We start from the raw sequence: 18,538 nt of genomic DNA, 5'->3' as shown, positions 1-18,538 counted from the left end.
CGGCGCTATCGAGTGTGGGCCTGAATGAAGGCGCCGGCGTTCGCAAGCGCGCGCCGGCCGTCTTCGAGCCGCGCATTCCACATCGGCCATGCATGGATCATGTGCGGCCAGATTTCCAAAGTCACGGCGACATCGGCGGCGCCAGCCGCGGCGACGAAGCGCGTCGAGTCCGCGAGCAGCGTCTCGTCCGATCCCACCTGGATGATGAGCGGCGGCAGTCCGCGCAACGCCCCATAGAGAGGCGAAACGCGCGGATCTTTGCGATCCACGCCCGCGGGGACATAGGCGCTCGCCAATTCTTCGAGATAGGCCTTGTGGATCAGCGGATCGACGGCGTCCTTCGTTGTGAGCGTGTCGCCGGACATGGCGAGATCGGTCCATGGCGAGGCCAGCCAGGCGCAGGCGGGCAGCGCCTCGCCGCCGTCGCGCAACCGGTTCATCAGCGCGACGGTCAGGCCGCCGCCGGCGCTGTCGCCGCCCACGGCGACGCGACCCGGCGCGATACCCTGTGACAGCAGAAAGCGCCATGCCGCCAGCGCGTCGTCATAGGCGGCCGGAAAGGGGTGCTCCGGCGCGAGCCGGAAGGCGACCGCCAGCGTGCGCGCCCGCGCCGCCCGGCCGGCCTCGGTGACCATTCGACGGTGGCTGACGAGCGACCCGGAGCAATAGCCGCCGCCATGAAAGAACAGCAGGACACGGCCGGGATCGGACCCCGGCGCGAGCGACCATTCGCCGGAAATTCCGTCGAAACGGGCGAGCTCCAGCGCGATGTCGGGCGCGACGGGCCAGATCGCGCCGACCTCCTCTATGCGCGCGCGCCGCTCCGCCCAGCCCACGGGCCGGGGCTTTGCGCCGAGAAGCGCGCGAATATCGTTGATTTCGGCTCCGGCCATGCCAACCTCCGTCGGGAAACGAATCGAACGCTCCGCCGGGAGCGAGCATCCCTCTCGTCAATGCGTGGCGTCACCGCAAAATGGCGTTCGCGCGCGGGAGCCCAAGAGTAACGCGTCATGCTTGTCCGTCTATCCATTCGCGACATCGTGCTCATCGACGAGCTCGACCTCGAATTCGGGCAGGGGCTCACGACGCTCACGGGCGAAACCGGCGCGGGCAAATCCATCCTTCTCGACGCCTTCATGCTGGCGCTGGGCGGTCGCGGCGACGCCTCGCTCGTGCGCGCGGGGCAGGAGCAGGGGCAGGTCGCGGCCGTCTTCGATCTGCCGGCTGACCACCCCGCCCATCTCGCCGCGCGCGAATTCGGCCTCACGAGCGACGATGAACTCGTTTTGCGCCGCCTGCAGATGGCGGACGGCCGCACGCGCGCTTTCGTCAACGACCAGCCGGCCACGGCGCAGGCGCTGCGCGCGATCGGCAGGGAGCTCGTCGAAATACATTGCCAGCACGACGACCGCGCGCTGGTCGATCCCGCCGCGCATCGCGCGCTCGTCGACGCTCACGGCGGATTGCAGACACAGGCGAACGAGGTTCGCGCGCGTTACGGCGCCTGGCAGGCGGCGCGCCGCGCGCTCGCCGAGGAGGAAGCGCGCATCGCCAGGGCCCGCGCCGACGCGGATTACTTGCGTCACGCGCATGAAGAGCTGACGAAGCTCGCGCCGCAGGACGGCGAAGAGGAAGAACTTGCCGAGCGGCGTCTCTTCATGCAGCGCGCGGAGAAGGTCGCGACCGACATTCGCGACGCGCTCGCCGCATTCGCCAGCGACGCGGCGCCTGCCGGCGAAATCGCGCAGGTCGCGCGCCGCCTCGAGCGCCGGTTGACGCAGGCGCCGCAGATATTGGAGCCGCCGGCGCGCGCCCTCGCGCAGGCCGTCGACGCGCTGAGCCTCGCGGAACAGGCGCTCGAGCAGGCGCTGGCGGAAACCCGTTTCGACCCCGCCGAACTGGAGCGGGTCGAGGAACGGCTCTTCGCGCTGCGCGGCGCCGCGCGCAAATATCACGTGACGGTCGCGGAGCTGACGAAGATCGCACAGAAATTCGCGGACGACATCGGGGCGCTCGACGCGTCGGAAGCGCGGCTGGTGAAGCTCGGCAAGGAGCTTGCGGCGGCGAAGGCGGGCTATGACGAAGCCGCCCGCGCCCTCTCCGCCGCGCGCCAGAAGGCGGCCAAAAAACTCGACGCGCTCGTCGATGCGGAGCTGAAGCCGCTGCGGCTGGACGGCGCGCATTTCATGACGCAGGTGACGAGCGATCCGGAAAACGGCGGGCCGGAGGGCGTCGACCGCGTCGAATTCTGGGTGCAGACCAATCCCGGTTCACGTCCCGGCCCGCTCACCAAGGTCGCCTCGGGCGGCGAACTCGCCCGCTTCATGCTGGCGCTGAAGGTCGTGCTCGCCGACCGCGGCTCCGCGCCGACCCTCGTTTTCGACGAGATCGACACCGGCGTGGGCGGCGCCGTGGCGGACGCCATCGGCCAGCGTCTCGCGCGCCTCGCCACGCGCGCCCAAGTGCTTGCCGTTACGCATGCGCCGCAGGTCGCCGCGCGGGCGAGCCGCCATTTGCGCATCAGCAAAGGCGCGCCGGCGAAGGCCGGCAAGTCCGCAGGCAAGGACAGGCGCGTCGCAACCAGCGTCGCCGTGCTCGCAGAAGCCGAGCGGCGGGAGGAAATTGCGCGTATGCTGTCGGGAGCGGCGATCACGGACGAGGCGCGCGCCGCGGCGGCGCGACTGCTGCAGGGCGCGGACTGATCTTCTTTTCCAGCGGTCGCGCCCCAGATCAAGCGGAAGCGGAGGAACGCCATGTCCAACAAGATCGTCGTCACCGTGCCGCATAATCTGGGGGTCGAGAAGGCAAAGCAGCGCCTCGCCGAACGGCTGACGAAATTGCAGCGCGACTATGTGGACAAGGTCGCGCATTCCGAAGTCACATGGTCCGGCGACGTCGCCAATATTCACGTCAAGGCGCTCGGCCAGACTGCGAGCGCGCAGATCACCGTGCTTGCCGACATGGCGCGCGTCGAGGTGCAACTGCCTTGGCTGCTGGCCGCGATCTCGGGCAGGGTGCAGCAGATGATCCAGCACAATGCGGATGACGTGTTGAAAATCGGGCACACACCCAAGAAGTAAGCAGCGACAAGCGTCGAATTCGCCGATCGGCTCCTTCGAGCCTGACTCGAACCGGGGAATCCCGAAAAGGCGTTCGGGAGAAGCGTGCGCGCTTTTGCGTCCGAACGCTCGACAGAACATGAGCCGTCATCATTCGACGGCTTCGCGTCGGCGCAACGCTTAATTGGCGGGAGGCGTGCGCCGTCCGAAATCCGGGGCCGACGTGTCCTGACCCTGTTCGATGATGGAGCGGCGAATGGCGCGCGTTCTCGTGAAGAAATCGAACAGCCCGTCGCCGTCGCCGCGGCGGATCATGCGCTGAAGCGCGGAGAGATCCTCGTTGAAGCGCCCGAGCATCTCCAGCACGGCTTCGCGATTGTTGAGGAAGATATCCCGCCACATCGTCGGGTCGGAGGCGGCGATGCGGGTGAAATCGCGAAAGCCCGAAGCCGAGAACTTGATGACTTCCGAGCGCGTCTGCTCGCCGAAATCATCCGCCGTGCCGACGATGTTATAGGCGATGAGATGCGGCAGATGGCTCGTGAGCGCGAGCACCTTGTCGTGATGATCCGCGCTCATCTTCTCGACCCTGGCGCCGATGCGCGTCCAGAAGGCCGCGAGTTTTTCCACCGCGGCCGCGTCGGCGCCGTCGGGCGGGGTGAGAATGCACCAGCGGTTTTGAAAAAGCGTCGCAAAGCCCGCGTCGGGGCCGGAAAATTCCGTGCCGGCGATCGGATGCGCGGGAATGAAATGCGCGCCCTCCGGAACGTGCGGCGCGACCTGCGCGACGACGGCGCCTTTCACAGAGCCGACGTCGGAGATGACGGCGCCATTCTCCAGGTACGGCGCGATCTCCTGCGCCACCGCGCCGCAGACGCCGACCGGCGTGCAGATGATGACGAGATCGGCGCCGCGCAACGCCTCAGCCGGATCACCGCTCGCCTCGTCGGCGATGGCGATTTCGCGCACGCGCGCCATCACCTGCGGCGATGCGTCGAGAATGGCGATCTCGCGCGCGGCGTCATAGGCGCGCGCCGCGCGGGCGATCGAAGAACCGATGAGGCCGGCGCCGATCAGCGCGAGCCTGTTGAAGATCGGCTCAGCCATGAGCGGCTTGCTGCGCGGGCGCCTGCGCGTCCTGCATGAATTCGGCGAGGGCGGCGACGACGGCTTCATTCGCCTCCTGAGAGCCGACCGTGAGGCGCAGGAATTCGCCCATCCCATAGGCGCCGATCGCGCGCAGAATGAGGCCGCGCGAGGTCAGGAAGCGATCGGCGTCGGCGGCCGCCCGCCCCGGCGTATCAGGGAAGCGAATGGCGATGAAATTGCAGACGCTCGGCAGTACGTCGAGGCCGAGAGCCGAAATCTCGCGCGTCAGCCATGGCAGCCAGCGGTCGTTATGCGCAATCGCCGCTTCGAGATGCGCGACATCCTCCACGGACGCGACGCCGGCGACGGAGGCCGCGCTCGACACATTGAAGGGCGAGCGGATGCGGTTCAGGGCGTCGATGACATGCGCGGGGCCGTAGCCCCAGCCGAGCCGCAGGCCGGCGAGGCCGTAGATTTTCGAGAAGGTGCGCGTCATCACCACATTCTCATGCGCGTCGACGAGCGCGGCGCCAGCCTCATAATCCTCGTGGGTCACATATTCGGCGTAGGCCGCGTCGAGAACGAGCAGGCAATGCGGCGGCAGGCCGCGCGCGAGCCGCGCGACTTCCGACGCCGGCAGATAGGTCCCGGTGGGATTGTTCGGATTGGCGAGGAAGACGATCTTCGTCTTCTCGCTCACGCAGGCGAGCATCGCGTCGACGCTGGCGGTGTAATTCGTCTCCGGCGCGACGACGGGCGTTCCGCCCGCGGCGTGGATCACGATCTTGTATTCGAGAAAGCCATACTGGCTGTAGACGCCCTCGTCGCCCGGACCGACATAGGCGAGCGCCAGCAGTTCGAGGATGTTGTCCGAGCCGGCGCCCATGATGATGCGCTCGGGGTCGAGCCCGTGACGCGCGCCGACCGCCGCGCGTAGTTTGGCCGAGGAGCCGTCGGGGTAGATCGCGATGTCTCCGGCCATGTCGCGCAACGCCTGCACGGCGCGCGGCGAGGGGCCGAGCGGCGTCTCATTGGCGGAAAGCTTGAATACGCGCCGGGCGCCGGGGGCGGCGCTCTTGCCGGGCACGTAGGGATCGATCGCCAGCACGCCCGGACGCGGGACGGGACGAGTCATGTCTCAGCTCCTTGGCGCGAAAACGCCGCTGCGCGCTTCGTTGAGTTCGTATCTGCCCGCATGGCTGCCGATGGGCTCCACGACCGCATCGGCGACGCCGGCGGCGGAAAGCTCCTGCGCGAAACGCGCGGCCTCGACATGGCCGGGCGCGGCGACCATCAGCGAGAGGCCGCCGGCGTGCGGGGCGCTGGCGAGGATTTCGCCCTCCAGCGCCGAGACGACGGCGGGGATGGAATGCGACCAGCGCGGAAGGTTGATCGCATAGAGCAGAATGTCCCGCGAGGCGGCGTCCTTCGCCGGGCGCGCGACGACGAAGACGGGCAGGCCCGCCGGGTGGTCGGGCCGCTCGACGAAGGGGAGACGCGCGATGATCTTGGGGGCGTTCTCGCCGACGAGCCGCACCCACCAGGCGCCGTCGTTGATCGCGCCGGTCGCCCGCAGCACGCCGAGATCGCCGGCCGAAGCCGCCACCGCGTCGATCACCGCGCTCGCGCCGTGATGCGCGATGTAAGGCACGGTGAAGCCGAAGTGGAATCGCGCGCTGTCGCGCATTTGCGCGTCGCCGCCCGAGTCGTCGGCGTGGACGGAATAATTGTTCTGGACGTAGGTGAAGGTCGAGACGATGACGCGCCAGACGCCTTCGACAGCGTCGACGGGCAGGAGGCCGCGATGCCGCTCGACCAGCGCGCGCATCATCTGCGCCTCGCGGTCTGGCCGGAAGGCGCAGCCGCCGCCCTGCGCGCGCTTCACGGCGATCAGCCGGTCGATGATCTCGCCACGCGCCATCAGCAGCCGATGCATTTCGAGATCGATGCGGTCGATCTCGGCGCGCAATTCGGCAAGCGTGTCGGCGGCGGGCGTCAGGACAGGCGAGTCTTGCATGGCGACTGTCTTAGGCCAGCGGGCGGCGAGAGTGAAGGGGGCGCCGCGCGGCCAGAACGGCAATCTCCGCCGGCAGCGGAAATTTCACGCGCCCGGAAGCCTTGCCCTCGCGGCCGAGGTGGGGCTTCCTTGCTCCGGTGAAGGGGAGGCCGCCATTGAGTTGCTTGCATCAGGGATATTTCACGACGGGGCTCGACGCCGATCCCGAACTTGCCGACGCCATTCGCGGGGAGTTGCGCCGCCAGCAGGACGGGATCGAACTGATCGCTTCCGAAAACATCGTCTCCCGCCTCGTGCTGGAGGCGCAGGGGTCGGTTCTGACCAACAAGACCGTCGAGGGCGCGCCTTATCGCCGCTATTATGGCGGGGCGGAATACGCCGACAGGATCGAGTCGCTTGCGGTCGAACGCGCATGCCGGCTCTTCGGTTGCCGCTTCGCCAATGTGCAGCCGCATTCTGGCTCCAACGCCAATGCGGGCGTCTTTCTCGGCCTGCTGAAGCCCGGCGATCCGATCCTCTCCATGAATGTCGCCGCCGGCGGGCACATCAGCCACGGGCATCCGGCCACGCTTACCGGGCGCGACTACAAGATCACGCAATATGGCGTGAACCGGGAGACGGAGCGCATCGATCTCGACGAGCTTCGCGATCTTGCGCTCGCGGCGCGTCCCCGCATGATTATCGCCGGCGGTTCGGCCTATCCGCGCGCCATCGACTTCTCCGGGCTTCGCGCCATCGCCGATGAGGCGGGGGCGTATCTCCTCGTCGACATGGCGCATTTCGCGGGGCTGGTCGCGACGGGTTTGCATCCGCACCCCTTCCCGCACGCGCATGTGGTCACCACGACGACCTACAAATCCCTTCGCGGCGCGCGGGGCGGCGTTGCGCTCTGGAACGACGAATCCCTGAGCGACAGGATCAACGCCGGCATTTTTCCGGGCGTTCAGGGATCGGTGCTGTTGCATGGGGTCGCGGGCAAGGCGGCGTGTCTCGGCGAGGCGCTGCGGCCCGAGTTCACGCTTTACAATCGGGCGACGCTCGAAAACGCCCGCGCGCTGGCCGAGGCGCTGTCGGAAGCGGGCCTGCGCATCGTCACGGGCGGAACCGACACGGGGCTGATGCTCGTCGATCTCACGCCGCGCGGCGTCACGGGCGACATCGCGGCGAAGGCGCTGGAGCGGGCGGGGCTCGCCGTGAACAAGAACCTCATCCCCTTCGACATGCGGCCGCCCGAGGCGCCGTCGGGGCTGCGCCTTTCCAGCAACGCCGGAACGACGCGCGGCTTCGGCGTCGGGGAGTTTCAAACAATCGCGCGCTGGATCGACCGCGTTCTGCGGGCGCCGGACGACGGGCGGGAGATCGCCGCCATTCGTGAGGAGGTGCGGAAGCTGTGCGCTGAATTTCCCATCTACTGAGCCGCGCCCGGCAGCGAGGCAAGGGAAAGGCGGCCGGGGGGCCGCCTGCCCGGTCTCAGCGTCGGGTCGCGGGAATCTCTGCGCCGGATGCGACCCAGCGGTCGTAGCTTTGGAACTTGACGCCGACCTTGTCGTAGGCGACCCGCAGATATCCGTCCGGCGCGCGCCAGACCGCCTGCGGCATGACCTTCTGCACTTCCTGAGCCATGACGCCGACAAAGGCTTTCTCGCCGCCGTTGTAGATGAAGCGATAGAAGCCGAGGCCATTGTCGAGACGGCCGAGGAGGGTGACGGCATGCTTGAGGCGCAAGTCGGATCGGCGCCCGCCGTGGAAACCGCCGCCGGCCCTCATGGCGCCGCCCCGAAAGCCGCCTGCGGGCCGGCCGACTCCGGCGCCGCCGAAACCGCCCGCCGGGCGCGCTATCGGCCGGTTCATCGCCGGTCTCGTGGCGGGCCGGGGCACGGGGCGAGTCACAGGTTTCGGGCGGGCGATGGGTTTGGTGCCTCCGCCAACGCCCGGCTTGCCGACTCCGGGGCGCCCGCCGCTCACGCCTGGACGGCCGCCGCCGATCCCGCCGCCGCCTCCGAGTCCGCCATTATTGCCGGGTCCGCCTCCCGCGCCGGGGCGCCCGCCGCCGATCCCCGCGCCCGGACGGCCGCCGCCATAGCCGGGGCGCCCGGCTCCCACGCCCGGTCCGCCGCCAATGCCCGGCCGGCCCCCGGGCCGGTAATGGCCCGGATCCGGCCGCCAGGGCTTTCCGCCGATGTTGACGTCATTTCCAATATTGACGTTGTTGCCGCCGCCGACGGCCATGCCGGGACGCCAGCCGGGATAAGGCGGCCGCCACGCCGGATAACCCGGCCAGACCGGCCGATAGAACGCGCCCGTGCCCCAGTTCCAGTAATTGCCGCGCCAGGCCGAGCCGATCGCGACGCCGGCGCCGAAGCTCAGCAGTCCGGCCGCGGCCGCCATGCCTGTTCCGTTATAGGCGGGCGCATAGGCGGCGACGGGATCGTAGGAGGGGACATAGATGACCGAAGGGTCCGGGGAGGCGATCGTAACGACGTCGCGCCCGTCCTGTTTCTCGGTCGTGACCTGCATCTCCTTGCCGGACTTGAGCGTTCCTGCCTTCTGCGCCCTGGCGCGCAGCAGCTGGATGACATTGGCGACGTCCTGCGGCTGATTGACGATCGCCGCGCCGAGATTCTCGGTCCATTCGAGGTCGTCGTTCATCTTGTCGAGCACGGTCGGGAAGCGCAGCATCGCTTTCACCGACGGATCCCAGTCCTGAGCGTCCGCGCCTGAAAAGTCCTGTTTTTCGGCGGCCGCCCTGTTCTTCTCGAGCCAGCGATGCGCCTGAACGATCTCCAGCGGATAGGCCGAAGCGGGCAGCAATTGCGCCAGCAGGGCGTCGGGATAGAGCGCGATCGGCGCTAGCAGCCTCTCGAGCTCGGCCTGCGTGAACTTCGGCGCCTCGGGCGCGGGCTGCGGAGCGGCCGGGGCGGCGGCGTCCGGCGTCGGGACGGGTGGGGGATCGATGGCGAAGGAATATTCGGGCGTGAGCGCGACGAGCAGGCAGGCGACGCCGGCGACAAGTCTTCTGGCGAGCGCTGTCTCGTTCTTGTTTTTCGACATTCGTACGTTCCCGGGAAACCGGCGTAGCCGCTGAAAAAGACGAAAGACGCGGGTTTGTCCGTTCGCCGATCGCACGGCCCAGCATAAGCGAGCGCGTCAATCCACGCGAGTCGCGCCTGTGGATTCAACCGCAATGAAGGGTGAAAAAACAGAAGGCCCGAAAGCGGCGTTGGAACCGCTTTCGGGCCTTTGATCGGCGCGCATGACAGGCGACGGTCGGGACCGTCGCCCGGTCGGGCGCGTGCTCCTCAGTAGGAGTAGTACATGTCGAACTCGACCGGATGCGGGGTCATTTCGAAGCGCATCACGTCCTGCATCTTCAGCTCGATGTAGGACTCGATGAAGTCCGTGTCGAAAACGCCGCCGGCAGTCAGATAGGCGTGGTCGGCCTTCAGGCTCTCGAGCGCCTCGCGGAGCGAACCGCAGACGGTCGGGATCGCCTTCAGCTCTTCCGGCGGCAGGTCGTAGAGGTCCTTGTCGGCCGGCGCGCCCGGATCGATCTTGTTGGCGATGCCGTCGAGGCCGGCCATCAGCATGGCTGCGAAGGCGAGATAGGGGTTGGCCGTCGGATCGGGGAAGCGGACCTCGACGCGCTTGGCCTTCGGGCTCGTGCCGAACGGAATGCGGCAGGAGGCCGAGCGGTTGCGCGAGGAGTAGGCGAGCAGCACCGGCGCCTCATAGCCCGGGACCAGACGCTTGTAGGAGTTGGTCGACGGGTTGGTGAAGGCGTTCAGCGACTTGGCGTGCTTGATGATGCCGCCGATGTACCACAGGCATTCCTGCGACAGGCCGGCGTATTTGTCGCCCGCGAAGACCGGCTTGCCGCCGTTCCAGATCGACTGGTGCACGTGCATGCCCGAGCCATTGTCGCCGAAGACCGGCTTCGGCATGAAAGTGGCCGACTTGCCGTAGGAGTGCGCCACCTGATGGATCGCATATTTGTAGATCTGCAGGTGGTCGGCGACGGTGACGAGCGTCTCGAACTTCAGGCCGAGCTCGTGCTGGGCGGAGGCGACTTCGTGATGGTGCTTCTCGACCTTCACGCCCATGGCCGCCATGGCCGCCAGCATCTCGCCGCGCATGTCCTGGGCGGAGTCGACCGGCGGAACGGGGAAATAGCCGCCCTTGGTACGTACGCGGTGGCCGAGGTTGCCGCCCTCATAGGCGGTGTCGGAGTTCGTGGGCAGTTCGACCGAGTCGAGCGAGAAGCCCGTATTGTAGGGGTCTGCCGAGAAACGCACGTCGTCGAAGACGAAGAATTCGGCCTCGGGGCCGAAATAGGCGGTGTCGCCGACGCCGGCGGTCTTGATGTGGGCCATCGCCTTCTTGGCGATGCCGCGCGGGTCGCGGTTGTAGGGCTGGCCGGTCAGGGGCTCCATGACGTCGCAGACGATCGACATGGTCGAAGCGGCGAAGAACGGGTCCATCGTGCAGGTCGACAGGTCGGGCAGCAGGGTCATGTCCGACTCGTTGATCGCCTTCCAGCCAGCGATCGAGGAGCCGTCGAACATGATGCCTTCGTTCAGCGCGTCCTCGTCGACGATCGAGACGTCGAAGGTGACATGCTGCCACTTGCCGCGCGGGTCGGTGAAGCGGAAGTCGACGTATTTAACGTCGTTGTCCTTGATCTGCTTGATTACGTCCTTGGCCGTTGTCATTTTGATCGTTGCCTCTGTCTGTTGCCTGGTTATGTGCGTGTTGGGCGCTGCGGAGCGTCGGAAGATCTTGTCGAGAAAGCTCATGGGGCGGGAACTCGATGGTCTAGATCGCGTCCGCGCCGGTCTCCCCCGTGCGGATTCGGATCGCGCCTTCGATGTTGGAAACAAAAATCTTGCCATCGCCGATGCGGCCCGTCTGCGCCGCATTGCGAATGGCCTCGACCGCGCGATCCACGGCCTCATCCGCCAGGACGATCTCGATTTTTACTTTCGGAAGAAAATCAACGACATATTCGGCACCTCGATAGAGCTCGGTGTGCCCCTTCTGGCGTCCAAAACCCTTCGCTTCGGTGACGGTGATGCCTTGCAGTCCCGCCGCCTGCAAAGCCTCTTTCACTTCATCGAGCTTGAACGGCTTTATGATCGCCTCGACCTTCTTCATTTCTCTTCCCCGCGCTGCGTCTAAGCCCGCGCCCGCGCCTATGCCTCGCCAATAGCCGACGCCGTCGAGCTTCTAGCATTGGAGCGATTTTGGCGCCATGGCCAAAGTTCTGGCGCCGGATTCCGGTCCGGCGCCGAGGATTTATACGATATGCCTTAATTTTAGGCGATAGATGATCAGTTCGGCGGCGCCTGTTTCAATCAATCGGCCACGACCGGCAAATCCGCGCGGCCGCCCCATTCCGACCAGGAGCCGTCATAGACGGTTGCCGGCGCGCGTCCGGAGGCCGCAAGCGCGAGGCTCAGGATGCAGGCGGTCATGCCGGAGCCGCAGCTCGCGATCACCGGCCGGTCGGGGTCGAGCCCGGCGGCGGTGAAGGCGGCTTCGAGCCCGGACCTTTCCTTCATGCGGCCGTCCTGGATCACGGCGGGGAAGGGCAGGTTGCGCGCGCCGGGCATATGACCCGAGCGCAGGCCGGGTCGCGGCTCGGGCGCGCGACCATGGAAGCGCTCGGCCGAGCGCGCGTCGACGACCTGCGCGGCGCCGCTTTCGAGCGCGGCCCTCACCGCTGCGGCGTCGGCGACGAGATCGGGGTCGAAGCGCGCGGTGAAACCTCGCGGCGCGCGCTGCGGCTCGCCGCTCTCGAGCGGGCGCCCCTCCGCCTTCCAGGCCGGCAGCCCTCCCGCGAGGATCGAAACCTTGTCGACGCCGAACACATTGAGCGTCCACCAAAGACGCGGCGCCGAAAAGAGGCCGACGCTGTCGTATACGACCGCGCGCGTGCCGTCGCCGAAACCGAGTCGCCGCATCTCCGCCTCGAAGACCTCGGGAGAAGGGAGCATGTGCGGGAGGTCGGTCGAATGATCGGCGACGCCGTCAATGTCGAAAAAGACAGCGCCGGGAATGTGGCCCGCGAGATATTCCGCGCGGGGGTCGCGACCGGCCGCCGGCATGTGCCAGGAGGCGTCGAAGACGAGAATGTCGGGTGAAGAAAGATTGTCGGCGAGCCATTGCGTGGAGACGAACAGATTTTCCAGGTGGATCTTTCGCGGCATTGTCTCGCTCAGGTTGCGGTCCGGGCCAGCTTGCATCCGGCGCTTTCGCGGTCACAATACGCCGATTCGATTCTCACTGTCTCGTGGCCCCGATCCTCATGCTCGACATCCCCGGCAAAGCCTGCGGCCCTTGTTACTTCTGCTGCAAGGTGCTCGAAATCGAGGAAATGAAGAAGAAGGCCGGGACGCTGTGCGGGCATTGCGCGCTGACCGGCGGCTGCGGCGTCTATGACACGCGCCCGGAGGTCTGCCGCGACTATTATTGTCAGTGGAAGGAGGACCGCGGCCTTCCCGCCACCATGCGGCCCGATCGCGTCGGAACGCTGCTGATGGACGACCCCGACAGCGACGAGTACCATGCCGTCTGCGACCCGGAAAAGCCGTTTTCCTGGCGCAATCCTCTCGTATTCAGGCATCTCGTCGCCGAAGCCAAGGCGGGCAGGATGGTCGTCGCGAAGGCGGGGTTGCGCGCGTGGCGCATCTATGCCGACGGACATTGGCAGGAGTCGGCCTGATGCCGTCCTTTCATGATGTTTGCGGCGTCCTTCTTCCGAATGTGCGGATCATGAGCCCGATCGACACGCTTTCCTTCGTCATCATGCGCAAGGCGCGCGTCGCCGCTCTCCTTTGCGGGGGGCTCGCGGCCGCCGCTCCGGCCAGCGCCGAAACGATCAAGGCGCATTACGCGCTGAGCCTGATGGGCCTTTCCATAGGCAGCGCCTTCGCCTCGGGCGTCGTCGAGCCGCAGACCTATCGCATCGACATTTCGATGAAGACGACGGGGCTCGCCAATCTCGTCAACAGCACGAAGGGCGCAGCCTCCGCGACAGGCGGTCTTGGTTCTGGCGGGCCGTCGCCCGCGACCTACGCCAATACGACCGCCAACAGCGACGAAACGCGCACCGTTCGCATGGCGCTCGGCGGCAATTCCGTGCAGGCCGTGGAGGTGAAACCGGCGCCCTGGGACGCCGCCGCGCGCATCCCCGTCACCGAGAGCGCGAAAAGGCGCGTCGTCGATCCGGTGAGCGCGCTGATCATGAGCGTGCCGTCGGGGCAGGATCTGGCGGGCCCCGCAGCCTGCGATCGCACGATCTCCGTCTTCGACGGCGTGACGCGTTTCGACGTCGCGCTGTCCTACGCCGGCGCGCATGAGGCGCATACGAAGGGCTACTCCGGCCCGGTGGCTGTCTGCTCGGCGCGCTATACGCCGATCGCCGGACACCGTCCCGACAGCACCTCGACGCGCTACATGGCGGAGAACCACGACATGAACGTCTGGCTCGCGCCGCTCCCGGAGGCCCATGTCGTCGTGCCGATCCACATCGACATCCGCACGGCCGCCGGCAAGCTCGTCATCGACGCCTCGGAATTCCAGGTCGGTCAGCGACGCGCGGATTCCGGTCGCTGACCCGTCGCATCAGTCGATCCGCACTTCCTTCGTCGTTTTCCGGTTGCGGCGGTCGGATTCATACTCGAGATAGCGGACTTCCGTCGGTTCGCCGCCCGGGTTCAGGCAGAAGGACGGGCGCGGCGTGAAGCCGCCCGCCGGATTCTCGAAACATTCCGAGAAACGCACTTCGCATTGGAACATGGTCTCGGTTTTCGGCGCGGCGCGGGCGGCGACGGCGCGCGCCTTTTCCACTGCTTGCGCGCAGACGTCCGCCGCGATTCCCCATGCCTTGCAGTCGTTGAGCGTGGACATGTATTTTCCGCCGCCGGCGCACGCGGGGGTGCGGCCCCGCATCGCATAAAAGGCCGAAAAGCCGGCCGCGGCAAGCGCGACCCCGATCACGACTATTGTCAAACCCCTGGTCGCCATGCGTTTCCACTTGTTCTTCTTTTGCTGATCGAAGCGAGATTAGTCGCCCGCCGCATCGTGCGGCAAGCGTAAACTGTGCTCTTGTCCGGCTGAGACGCGACGACTCGTCGCAATGCTGTCCCGGGCGGTCGCTTGACAAGGATCGGCGACTACAATAGTTGGTCGCACCACCGCATTTCGGAACCGCAGCGATGCGCTGTGGAGCAATATGGCTCACCGACGCGGACAGGGCCGAACGAGCGATGCAGACATGTTCCCCCCTATGTGAACTTGACGTATAGTCATACACGCAGGGGAACGGGTCCGCGGTGAGATCCACGTGACCGCGATTACAAAAATGACGGCGCCGCTTGCGGCAGTGTTGTATTGTGACATGTCGGCTTGTGGTTAAGAACCGGCAAACTGTGTGACAGAAGGAGGAACTTATGGGCGCTATTCTCGAACTGACCAGCTATGCGGCGACCCCGATGGGCATGATCGCGATCATCGTCATCGGCGCGGTTGCTTATTTCGCCGCCCGCTGGGTCTTCACCGACTAAGGCGACCGCTCGAAGCAGCGTTTTCAGGCGCGGCGCGTCGGCTTTGGGTCGATGCGCCGCGCCTTATTTTTGTCTCGCGCTTCCATCCGTCCAGCCCTGCGGGCAGGACTTGCTTCCTCAAAGGCGGCGAGTATTCTATCGCCGTGCGCCAACTCGAACGGGTAGGCGTGCGCTTTGTCCCGATCTCATAAATTACAATAAGTTGAGAGAATCGGCGACGATCTTCAGCGGCGATAATTGGCTCGCGGGCGCGCTTCGCCCGGGCCTGGAGGAGATGATGATCCCTACCTCTTCGATCAGGCCCGCGGACTCCGCGGCGGAGGGTCTTCGCGCCAGCGGCGAAGAAGCGGCGCGGCCACGCGCGGCCCGCCCCGAAAACGACGGTCGCGAAACCATGTCGCAAGGCGAGCGCATCGACGTCGCCATCGCCGACAAGAGTCCGCTCATACTTGCCGGGCTCGACAAGCTTCTCTCCGACGACAAGCGCTTCAACCTCGTTCTCAAGGTCACCGACGGCGAGGAATTCCTTGAGGCCGCGCGCCAGCAGAAATTCGCCATAGCCGTCATCGGCTGGCAACTGCCGACGTTGCACGCCCGCGACGTGCTGCGCGCGCTCTCGCGCCAGGTCGCCGCGCCGAAGATCGTCGTCTACAGCGGCACCAATGATCCGGCCGCGCCGGCCGAGACGCTGCAACTCGGCGGCGCCGGCTTCGTCTCCAAGCGCGCTCCGCCAGAGCGCCTCCTCGACGTGCTGGCGGCGGTGGCGGCGGGCGACATGGTGTTTCCCTTCGTCGACATCCGCAAGATGCGCAGCGATCCGCTCGAGAATCTGACGCTGCGCGAGCGCAGCCTGCTGTCGGCGCTCGGCTCCGGCCACACCAACAGCCAGCTCGCCAAGGATTTCGGCGTCTCGATCAACACGATCAAGTTCCACCTGCGCAATCTTTTCGAGAAGCTCGAAGTGCGCAATCGCGCCCAGGCGATCGCGCTGTTTCTGGAGATGAAGCATGGCGCCTGGCCCGGCGGCGCGTCGGGCGGCCGCAATCTCGAAGGCCCCGCCGGCGCGCGCGGGCGCAGGGGGCACGGGCGGCCGGAGTAATCCGGCCGGCGTCCCTCCCGCCGGAAAATCGTCTACGGCGCGGGGAAAAGCGCGTCGGTCTTGCCGGTCAGCCGATAGGCGACGAGCCCCATCCATTCATGCGCGGCGAATTCGACGACGCCGATCGCCTTTACCGCGAAGCGCGGCAGGATGAAGCTGAACTTGCCATTGGTGCGGTAATCGACCGGATAGGCGATCACCGGAAAATTCGCCTTGCGGAAAATGCCGATCGAGCGCGGCATGTGCATCGCCGACGTTACGAGAAGCCAGCGCTCGCCGGGCTTCGGCTGCACGAGTTCGCGTGTGAAAATGGCGTTCTCGAATGTGTTGCGCGAACGGTCTTCGTAAAGAATGTCGCCGGCGTCCAGCCCGACGTCGCGCCAGAAGCGCTTGACGCCCTCGGCCTCGGTAAAGGGCGAGCCGCGCAGCGCCGCCGTGCCGCCCGTGAAGACGATGCGCGCATTGGGATAACGGCGCTTGAGCGCGATGGGAGCGGTGAGGCGCTCCGCAGCGTCGACCATCGCCGTATGACCGAGCTCCGCGCTCAGCTTTTCGTCGACCGTGCCGCCAAGCACGATGACGCCGTCGGGCGCCGGCATGTCATCCCCGGGCCGCGGAAAACGCGACTCGAGCGGCGCGCCGAGAAACTGTCCCACGGGACCGAAGGCCATGAGCGCCAGCGCCGCCGCGCTCACGGCCGCGAAGCGGCGGCCCCAGCGTGCGAAGCGCGTGTAAAGCAGCGCGGCGCCGAGCGCTGCGAGAAAGATGAAGAAATGCGCAGGCGCGAAGAAGAACTCGAAAATCTTCGAGGCGATGAAGAACATGGCGCCGCCGTGCTCGATGATTGTGGAAGCCCGCCGTCATTGCGAGCGAAGCGAAGCAATCCCGCCGCGCGCGCGGCTAGCGGATTGCTTCATCGCCCTCTATTCCTCGCAATGAAGTCGTTGCGTCTTTACGCCATCACATGTTCGGATAGTTCGGCCCGCCGCCGCCTTCCGGCGGAACCCAGGTGATGTTCTGCGCAGGGTCCTTGATGTCGCAGGTCTTGCAGTGCACGCAGTTCTGCGCGTTGATCACGAAGCGCGGATCGGACTTCGTCTCTTCGTCGCCGTAGACGACTTCATAGACGCCAGCCGGGCAATAGAGCCGCGCCGGCTCGCCATAGATCGGCAGGTTTTGCCTGATCGGGATCGACGGGTCGGCAAGCTTGAGATGCACCGGCTGGTCTTCCTCGTGATTGGTGTTCGACACGAAGACGGACGACAGCTTGTCGAAGGCCGGTTTCTGCGTGAGCTTCTGATAAACGATCGGCGTCACTTCCGAGAGCGGCTTCAGGCAGGCGTGGTCCGGCTTGCCATGCGATTGCGTGCCGAAGAAGGAGAAGCCGAAAAGGGAATTGGTCCACATGTCGAGCCCGCCGAGCGAGGCGCCGACATAAGTGCCGTATTTCGACCACAGCGGCTTGACGTTGCGCACGGGCTTGAGGTCGCGGCCGATGTCCGACGTGCGCCATGAGGCGTCATAGGCGCTGACCTCGTCATGCGCGCGGCCTTCGGCAATTGCGGCGGCGACATGTTCGGCGGCCATGATTCCCGACAGCACGGCGTTGTGCGAGCCCTTGATGCGCGGCACGTTCATGAAGCCCGCGCCGCAGCCGATCAGCGCGCCGCCGGGGAAAGTCAGCTTCGGCACGCTTTGCCAGCCGCCTTCCGTCAGCGCGCGGGCGCCATAGGCGAGGCGCTCGCCGCCTTCCAGCGTCGGGGCGATCATCGGATGGCACTTGAAGCGCTGGAACTCGTCGAAGGGCGAGAGCGTCGGATTCGAATAATTGAGATGCACGACGAAGCCGATCGAAACGAGATCGTCGTCGAAATGGTAGAGGAAGGAGCCGCCGCCCGTGTCGGACTGCAGCGGCCAGCCGAAGGAATGCTGCACGAGGCCCGCCTTGTGCTTCTCCTTCGGGATTCGCCAGAGCTCCTTGAAGCCGATGCCGAACTTCTGCACGTCGCTGTTCTTCGCCAGCTCATATCTCGCGATGAGCTGCTTCGACAGCGAACCGCGCGCGCCCTCGGCGAAGAGCGTGTATTTGCCGCGCAGCTCCATGCCGCGGGTGAAGCTGTCCTTGGGCGTTCCGTCGCGGTCGACGCCCATGTCGCCCGTCGCCACGCCGACGACTTCGCCCTTTTCGCCGTAGAGAATTTCGGCGCCCGCGAAGCCGGGATAGATCTCGACGCCGAGGTTTTCGGCTTCGCTCGCCAGGAAGCGCACGACATTGCCGAGCGAGCCGATGAAATTGCCATGATTGTTCATCAGCTTCGGCATCAAGAAATTGGGGATGCGGAAGCCGCCCTTCTCGGAGAGCAGAAGGAACTGATCGTCATGAACCTGCGTCTTCAACGGCGCGTCGTCGCGCGTGCGCCAGTCGGGCAGAAGACGGTCGAGGCCGATGGGGTCGATAACCGCGCCCGAGAGAATATGGGCGCCGGGCTCGGAGCCCTTTTCAATGACGACGACGGAAAGATCGGGAGCAACCTGCTTCAGCCGAATCGCCGCCGCGAGTCCCGCCGGGCCGGCGCCGACCACCACCACGTCGTAGTCCATCCCTTCGCGCGCCGGCAGTTCCGTAACTTCTTCAGCCATTTTCGATCCCTTTTCGGCCTTGTTGGAGACATTCTAGCCTTTTTGTGCGCGACGCGCCAAAAGGAGATTC

17 protein-coding genes are annotated in these 18,538 nt (G+C 66.3%); 6 read left to right on the top strand and 11 right to left on the bottom strand.

The annotated features are described in order from the left end of the window. Positions 1-5 precede the first annotated feature (5 nt). Positions 6-893 carry an alpha/beta hydrolase gene (locus tag MET49242_RS11820; protein ID WP_036283138.1) on the bottom strand — a complete coding sequence of 296 codons (888 nt, stop codon included), beginning with the start codon at positions 891-893 and terminating at the stop codon, positions 6-8. 117 nt (positions 894-1,010) lie between these two features. Between MET49242_RS11820 and recN the strand changes: the two genes are divergently transcribed. Next, positions 1,011-2,702, top strand: coding sequence for a DNA repair protein RecN (gene recN / locus MET49242_RS11815; protein ID WP_036283137.1), 1,692 nt, complete (start codon positions 1,011-1,013; stop codon positions 2,700-2,702). A gap of 51 nt (positions 2,703-2,753) precedes the next feature. Continuing rightward, positions 2,754-3,080, top strand: coding sequence for a polyhydroxyalkanoic acid system family protein (locus MET49242_RS11810; protein ID WP_036283136.1), 327 nt, complete (start codon positions 2,754-2,756; stop codon positions 3,078-3,080). Positions 3,081-3,239: 159 nt separating this feature from the next. Here MET49242_RS11810 and MET49242_RS11805 read toward each other — a convergent pair whose 3' ends face one another. From MET49242_RS11805 to MET49242_RS11795, 3 genes are read right to left on the bottom strand one after another with little or no spacing between them, the layout of a single operon-like run. Continuing rightward, the gene (locus MET49242_RS11805) at positions 3,240-4,166 is read right to left on the bottom strand and encodes a prephenate/arogenate dehydrogenase family protein (protein WP_036287848.1); all 927 of its coding nucleotides are present in this window, start codon (positions 4,164-4,166) and stop codon (positions 3,240-3,242) included. Beyond that, positions 4,159-5,283: a histidinol-phosphate transaminase gene (locus MET49242_RS11800; protein WP_036283134.1), complete on the bottom strand. Its 1,125-nt coding sequence runs from the start codon at positions 5,281-5,283 to the stop codon at positions 4,159-4,161. Before MET49242_RS11800 ends, MET49242_RS11805 begins: the two co-directional genes overlap by 8 nt. Positions 5,284-5,286: 3 nt before the next feature. After that, positions 5,287-6,165 (bottom strand): chorismate mutase, encoded by an 879-nt coding sequence (locus MET49242_RS11795; protein WP_036287846.1) that lies wholly within the window; start codon positions 6,163-6,165, stop codon positions 5,287-5,289. A gap of 155 nt (positions 6,166-6,320) precedes the next feature. Between MET49242_RS11795 and glyA the strand changes: the two genes are divergently transcribed. Beyond that, on the top strand, positions 6,321-7,580 hold the full coding sequence (glyA, locus tag MET49242_RS11790) for a serine hydroxymethyltransferase (RefSeq protein WP_036283132.1): 1,260 nt from the start codon (positions 6,321-6,323) through the stop codon (positions 7,578-7,580). A gap of 55 nt (positions 7,581-7,635) precedes the next feature. Here the strand turns inward: glyA and MET49242_RS11785 are convergent, their stop codons facing one another. The 4 genes from MET49242_RS11785 to sseA all read right to left on the bottom strand — a co-directional run bounded on the left by MET49242_RS11785 (position 7,636) and on the right by sseA (position 12,371). Beyond that, the gene (locus MET49242_RS11785; protein ID WP_051134158.1) at positions 7,636-9,216 is read right to left on the bottom strand and encodes a DUF3300 domain-containing protein; all 1,581 of its coding nucleotides are present in this window, start codon (positions 9,214-9,216) and stop codon (positions 7,636-7,638) included. Positions 9,217-9,464: 248 nt separating this feature from the next. Beyond that, positions 9,465-10,874: a type I glutamate--ammonia ligase gene (gene glnA, locus MET49242_RS11780; RefSeq protein WP_036287841.1), complete on the bottom strand. Its 1,410-nt coding sequence runs from the start codon at positions 10,872-10,874 to the stop codon at positions 9,465-9,467. A gap of 103 nt (positions 10,875-10,977) precedes the next feature. Then, positions 10,978-11,316 carry a P-II family nitrogen regulator gene (locus MET49242_RS11775; protein WP_036283130.1) on the bottom strand — a complete coding sequence of 113 codons (339 nt, stop codon included), beginning with the start codon at positions 11,314-11,316 and terminating at the stop codon, positions 10,978-10,980. A gap of 200 nt (positions 11,317-11,516) precedes the next feature. Next, complete coding sequence (gene sseA, locus MET49242_RS11770; RefSeq protein ID WP_036287839.1) at positions 11,517-12,371, bottom strand: 3-mercaptopyruvate sulfurtransferase; 855 nt, start codon at positions 12,369-12,371, stop codon at positions 11,517-11,519. Between the two features lie 98 nt (positions 12,372-12,469). On the opposite strand from sseA, the gene MET49242_RS11765 reads away from it, so the two are divergent. Next, the gene (locus MET49242_RS11765; protein WP_036283128.1) at positions 12,470-12,886 is read left to right on the top strand and encodes a hypothetical protein; all 417 of its coding nucleotides are present in this window, start codon (positions 12,470-12,472) and stop codon (positions 12,884-12,886) included. 83 nt (positions 12,887-12,969) lie between these two features. Further along, positions 12,970-13,779: a DUF3108 domain-containing protein gene (locus MET49242_RS11760; RefSeq protein ID WP_036287836.1), complete on the top strand. Its 810-nt coding sequence runs from the start codon at positions 12,970-12,972 to the stop codon at positions 13,777-13,779. A 9-nt stretch (positions 13,780-13,788) separates the two neighbouring features. Here MET49242_RS11760 and MET49242_RS11755 read toward each other — a convergent pair whose 3' ends face one another. Then, positions 13,789-14,073: a DUF1190 domain-containing protein gene (locus MET49242_RS11755; RefSeq protein WP_244430799.1), complete on the bottom strand. Its 285-nt coding sequence runs from the start codon at positions 14,071-14,073 to the stop codon at positions 13,789-13,791. 933 nt (positions 14,074-15,006) lie between these two features. On the opposite strand from MET49242_RS11755, the gene MET49242_RS11750 reads away from it, so the two are divergent. After that, positions 15,007-15,828, top strand: a complete 822-nt coding sequence (locus tag MET49242_RS11750; RefSeq protein WP_051134511.1) for a response regulator transcription factor — start codon at positions 15,007-15,009, stop codon at positions 15,826-15,828. Positions 15,829-15,860: 32 nt separating this feature from the next. On the opposite strand, the gene MET49242_RS11745 is transcribed toward MET49242_RS11750, so the two are convergent. Both MET49242_RS11745 and MET49242_RS11740 read right to left on the bottom strand, forming a co-directional pair. Further along, entirely contained in the window at positions 15,861-16,652 is a 792-nt protein-coding gene (locus MET49242_RS11745) for a YdcF family protein (protein ID WP_036283124.1), read from the bottom strand. Positions 16,653-16,788: 136 nt separating this feature from the next. Further along, on the bottom strand, positions 16,789-18,468 hold the full coding sequence (locus tag MET49242_RS11740; RefSeq protein WP_036283122.1) for an electron transfer flavoprotein-ubiquinone oxidoreductase: 1,680 nt from the start codon (positions 18,466-18,468) through the stop codon (positions 16,789-16,791). Positions 18,469-18,538: the final 70 nt, after the last annotated feature.

It is taken from the genome of Methylocystis sp. ATCC 49242, from assembly GCF_000188155.2.
Lineage (GTDB): Bacteria > Pseudomonadota > Alphaproteobacteria > Rhizobiales > Beijerinckiaceae > Methylocystis.
This window is presented reverse-complemented; position numbering and strand designations above follow the sequence as displayed.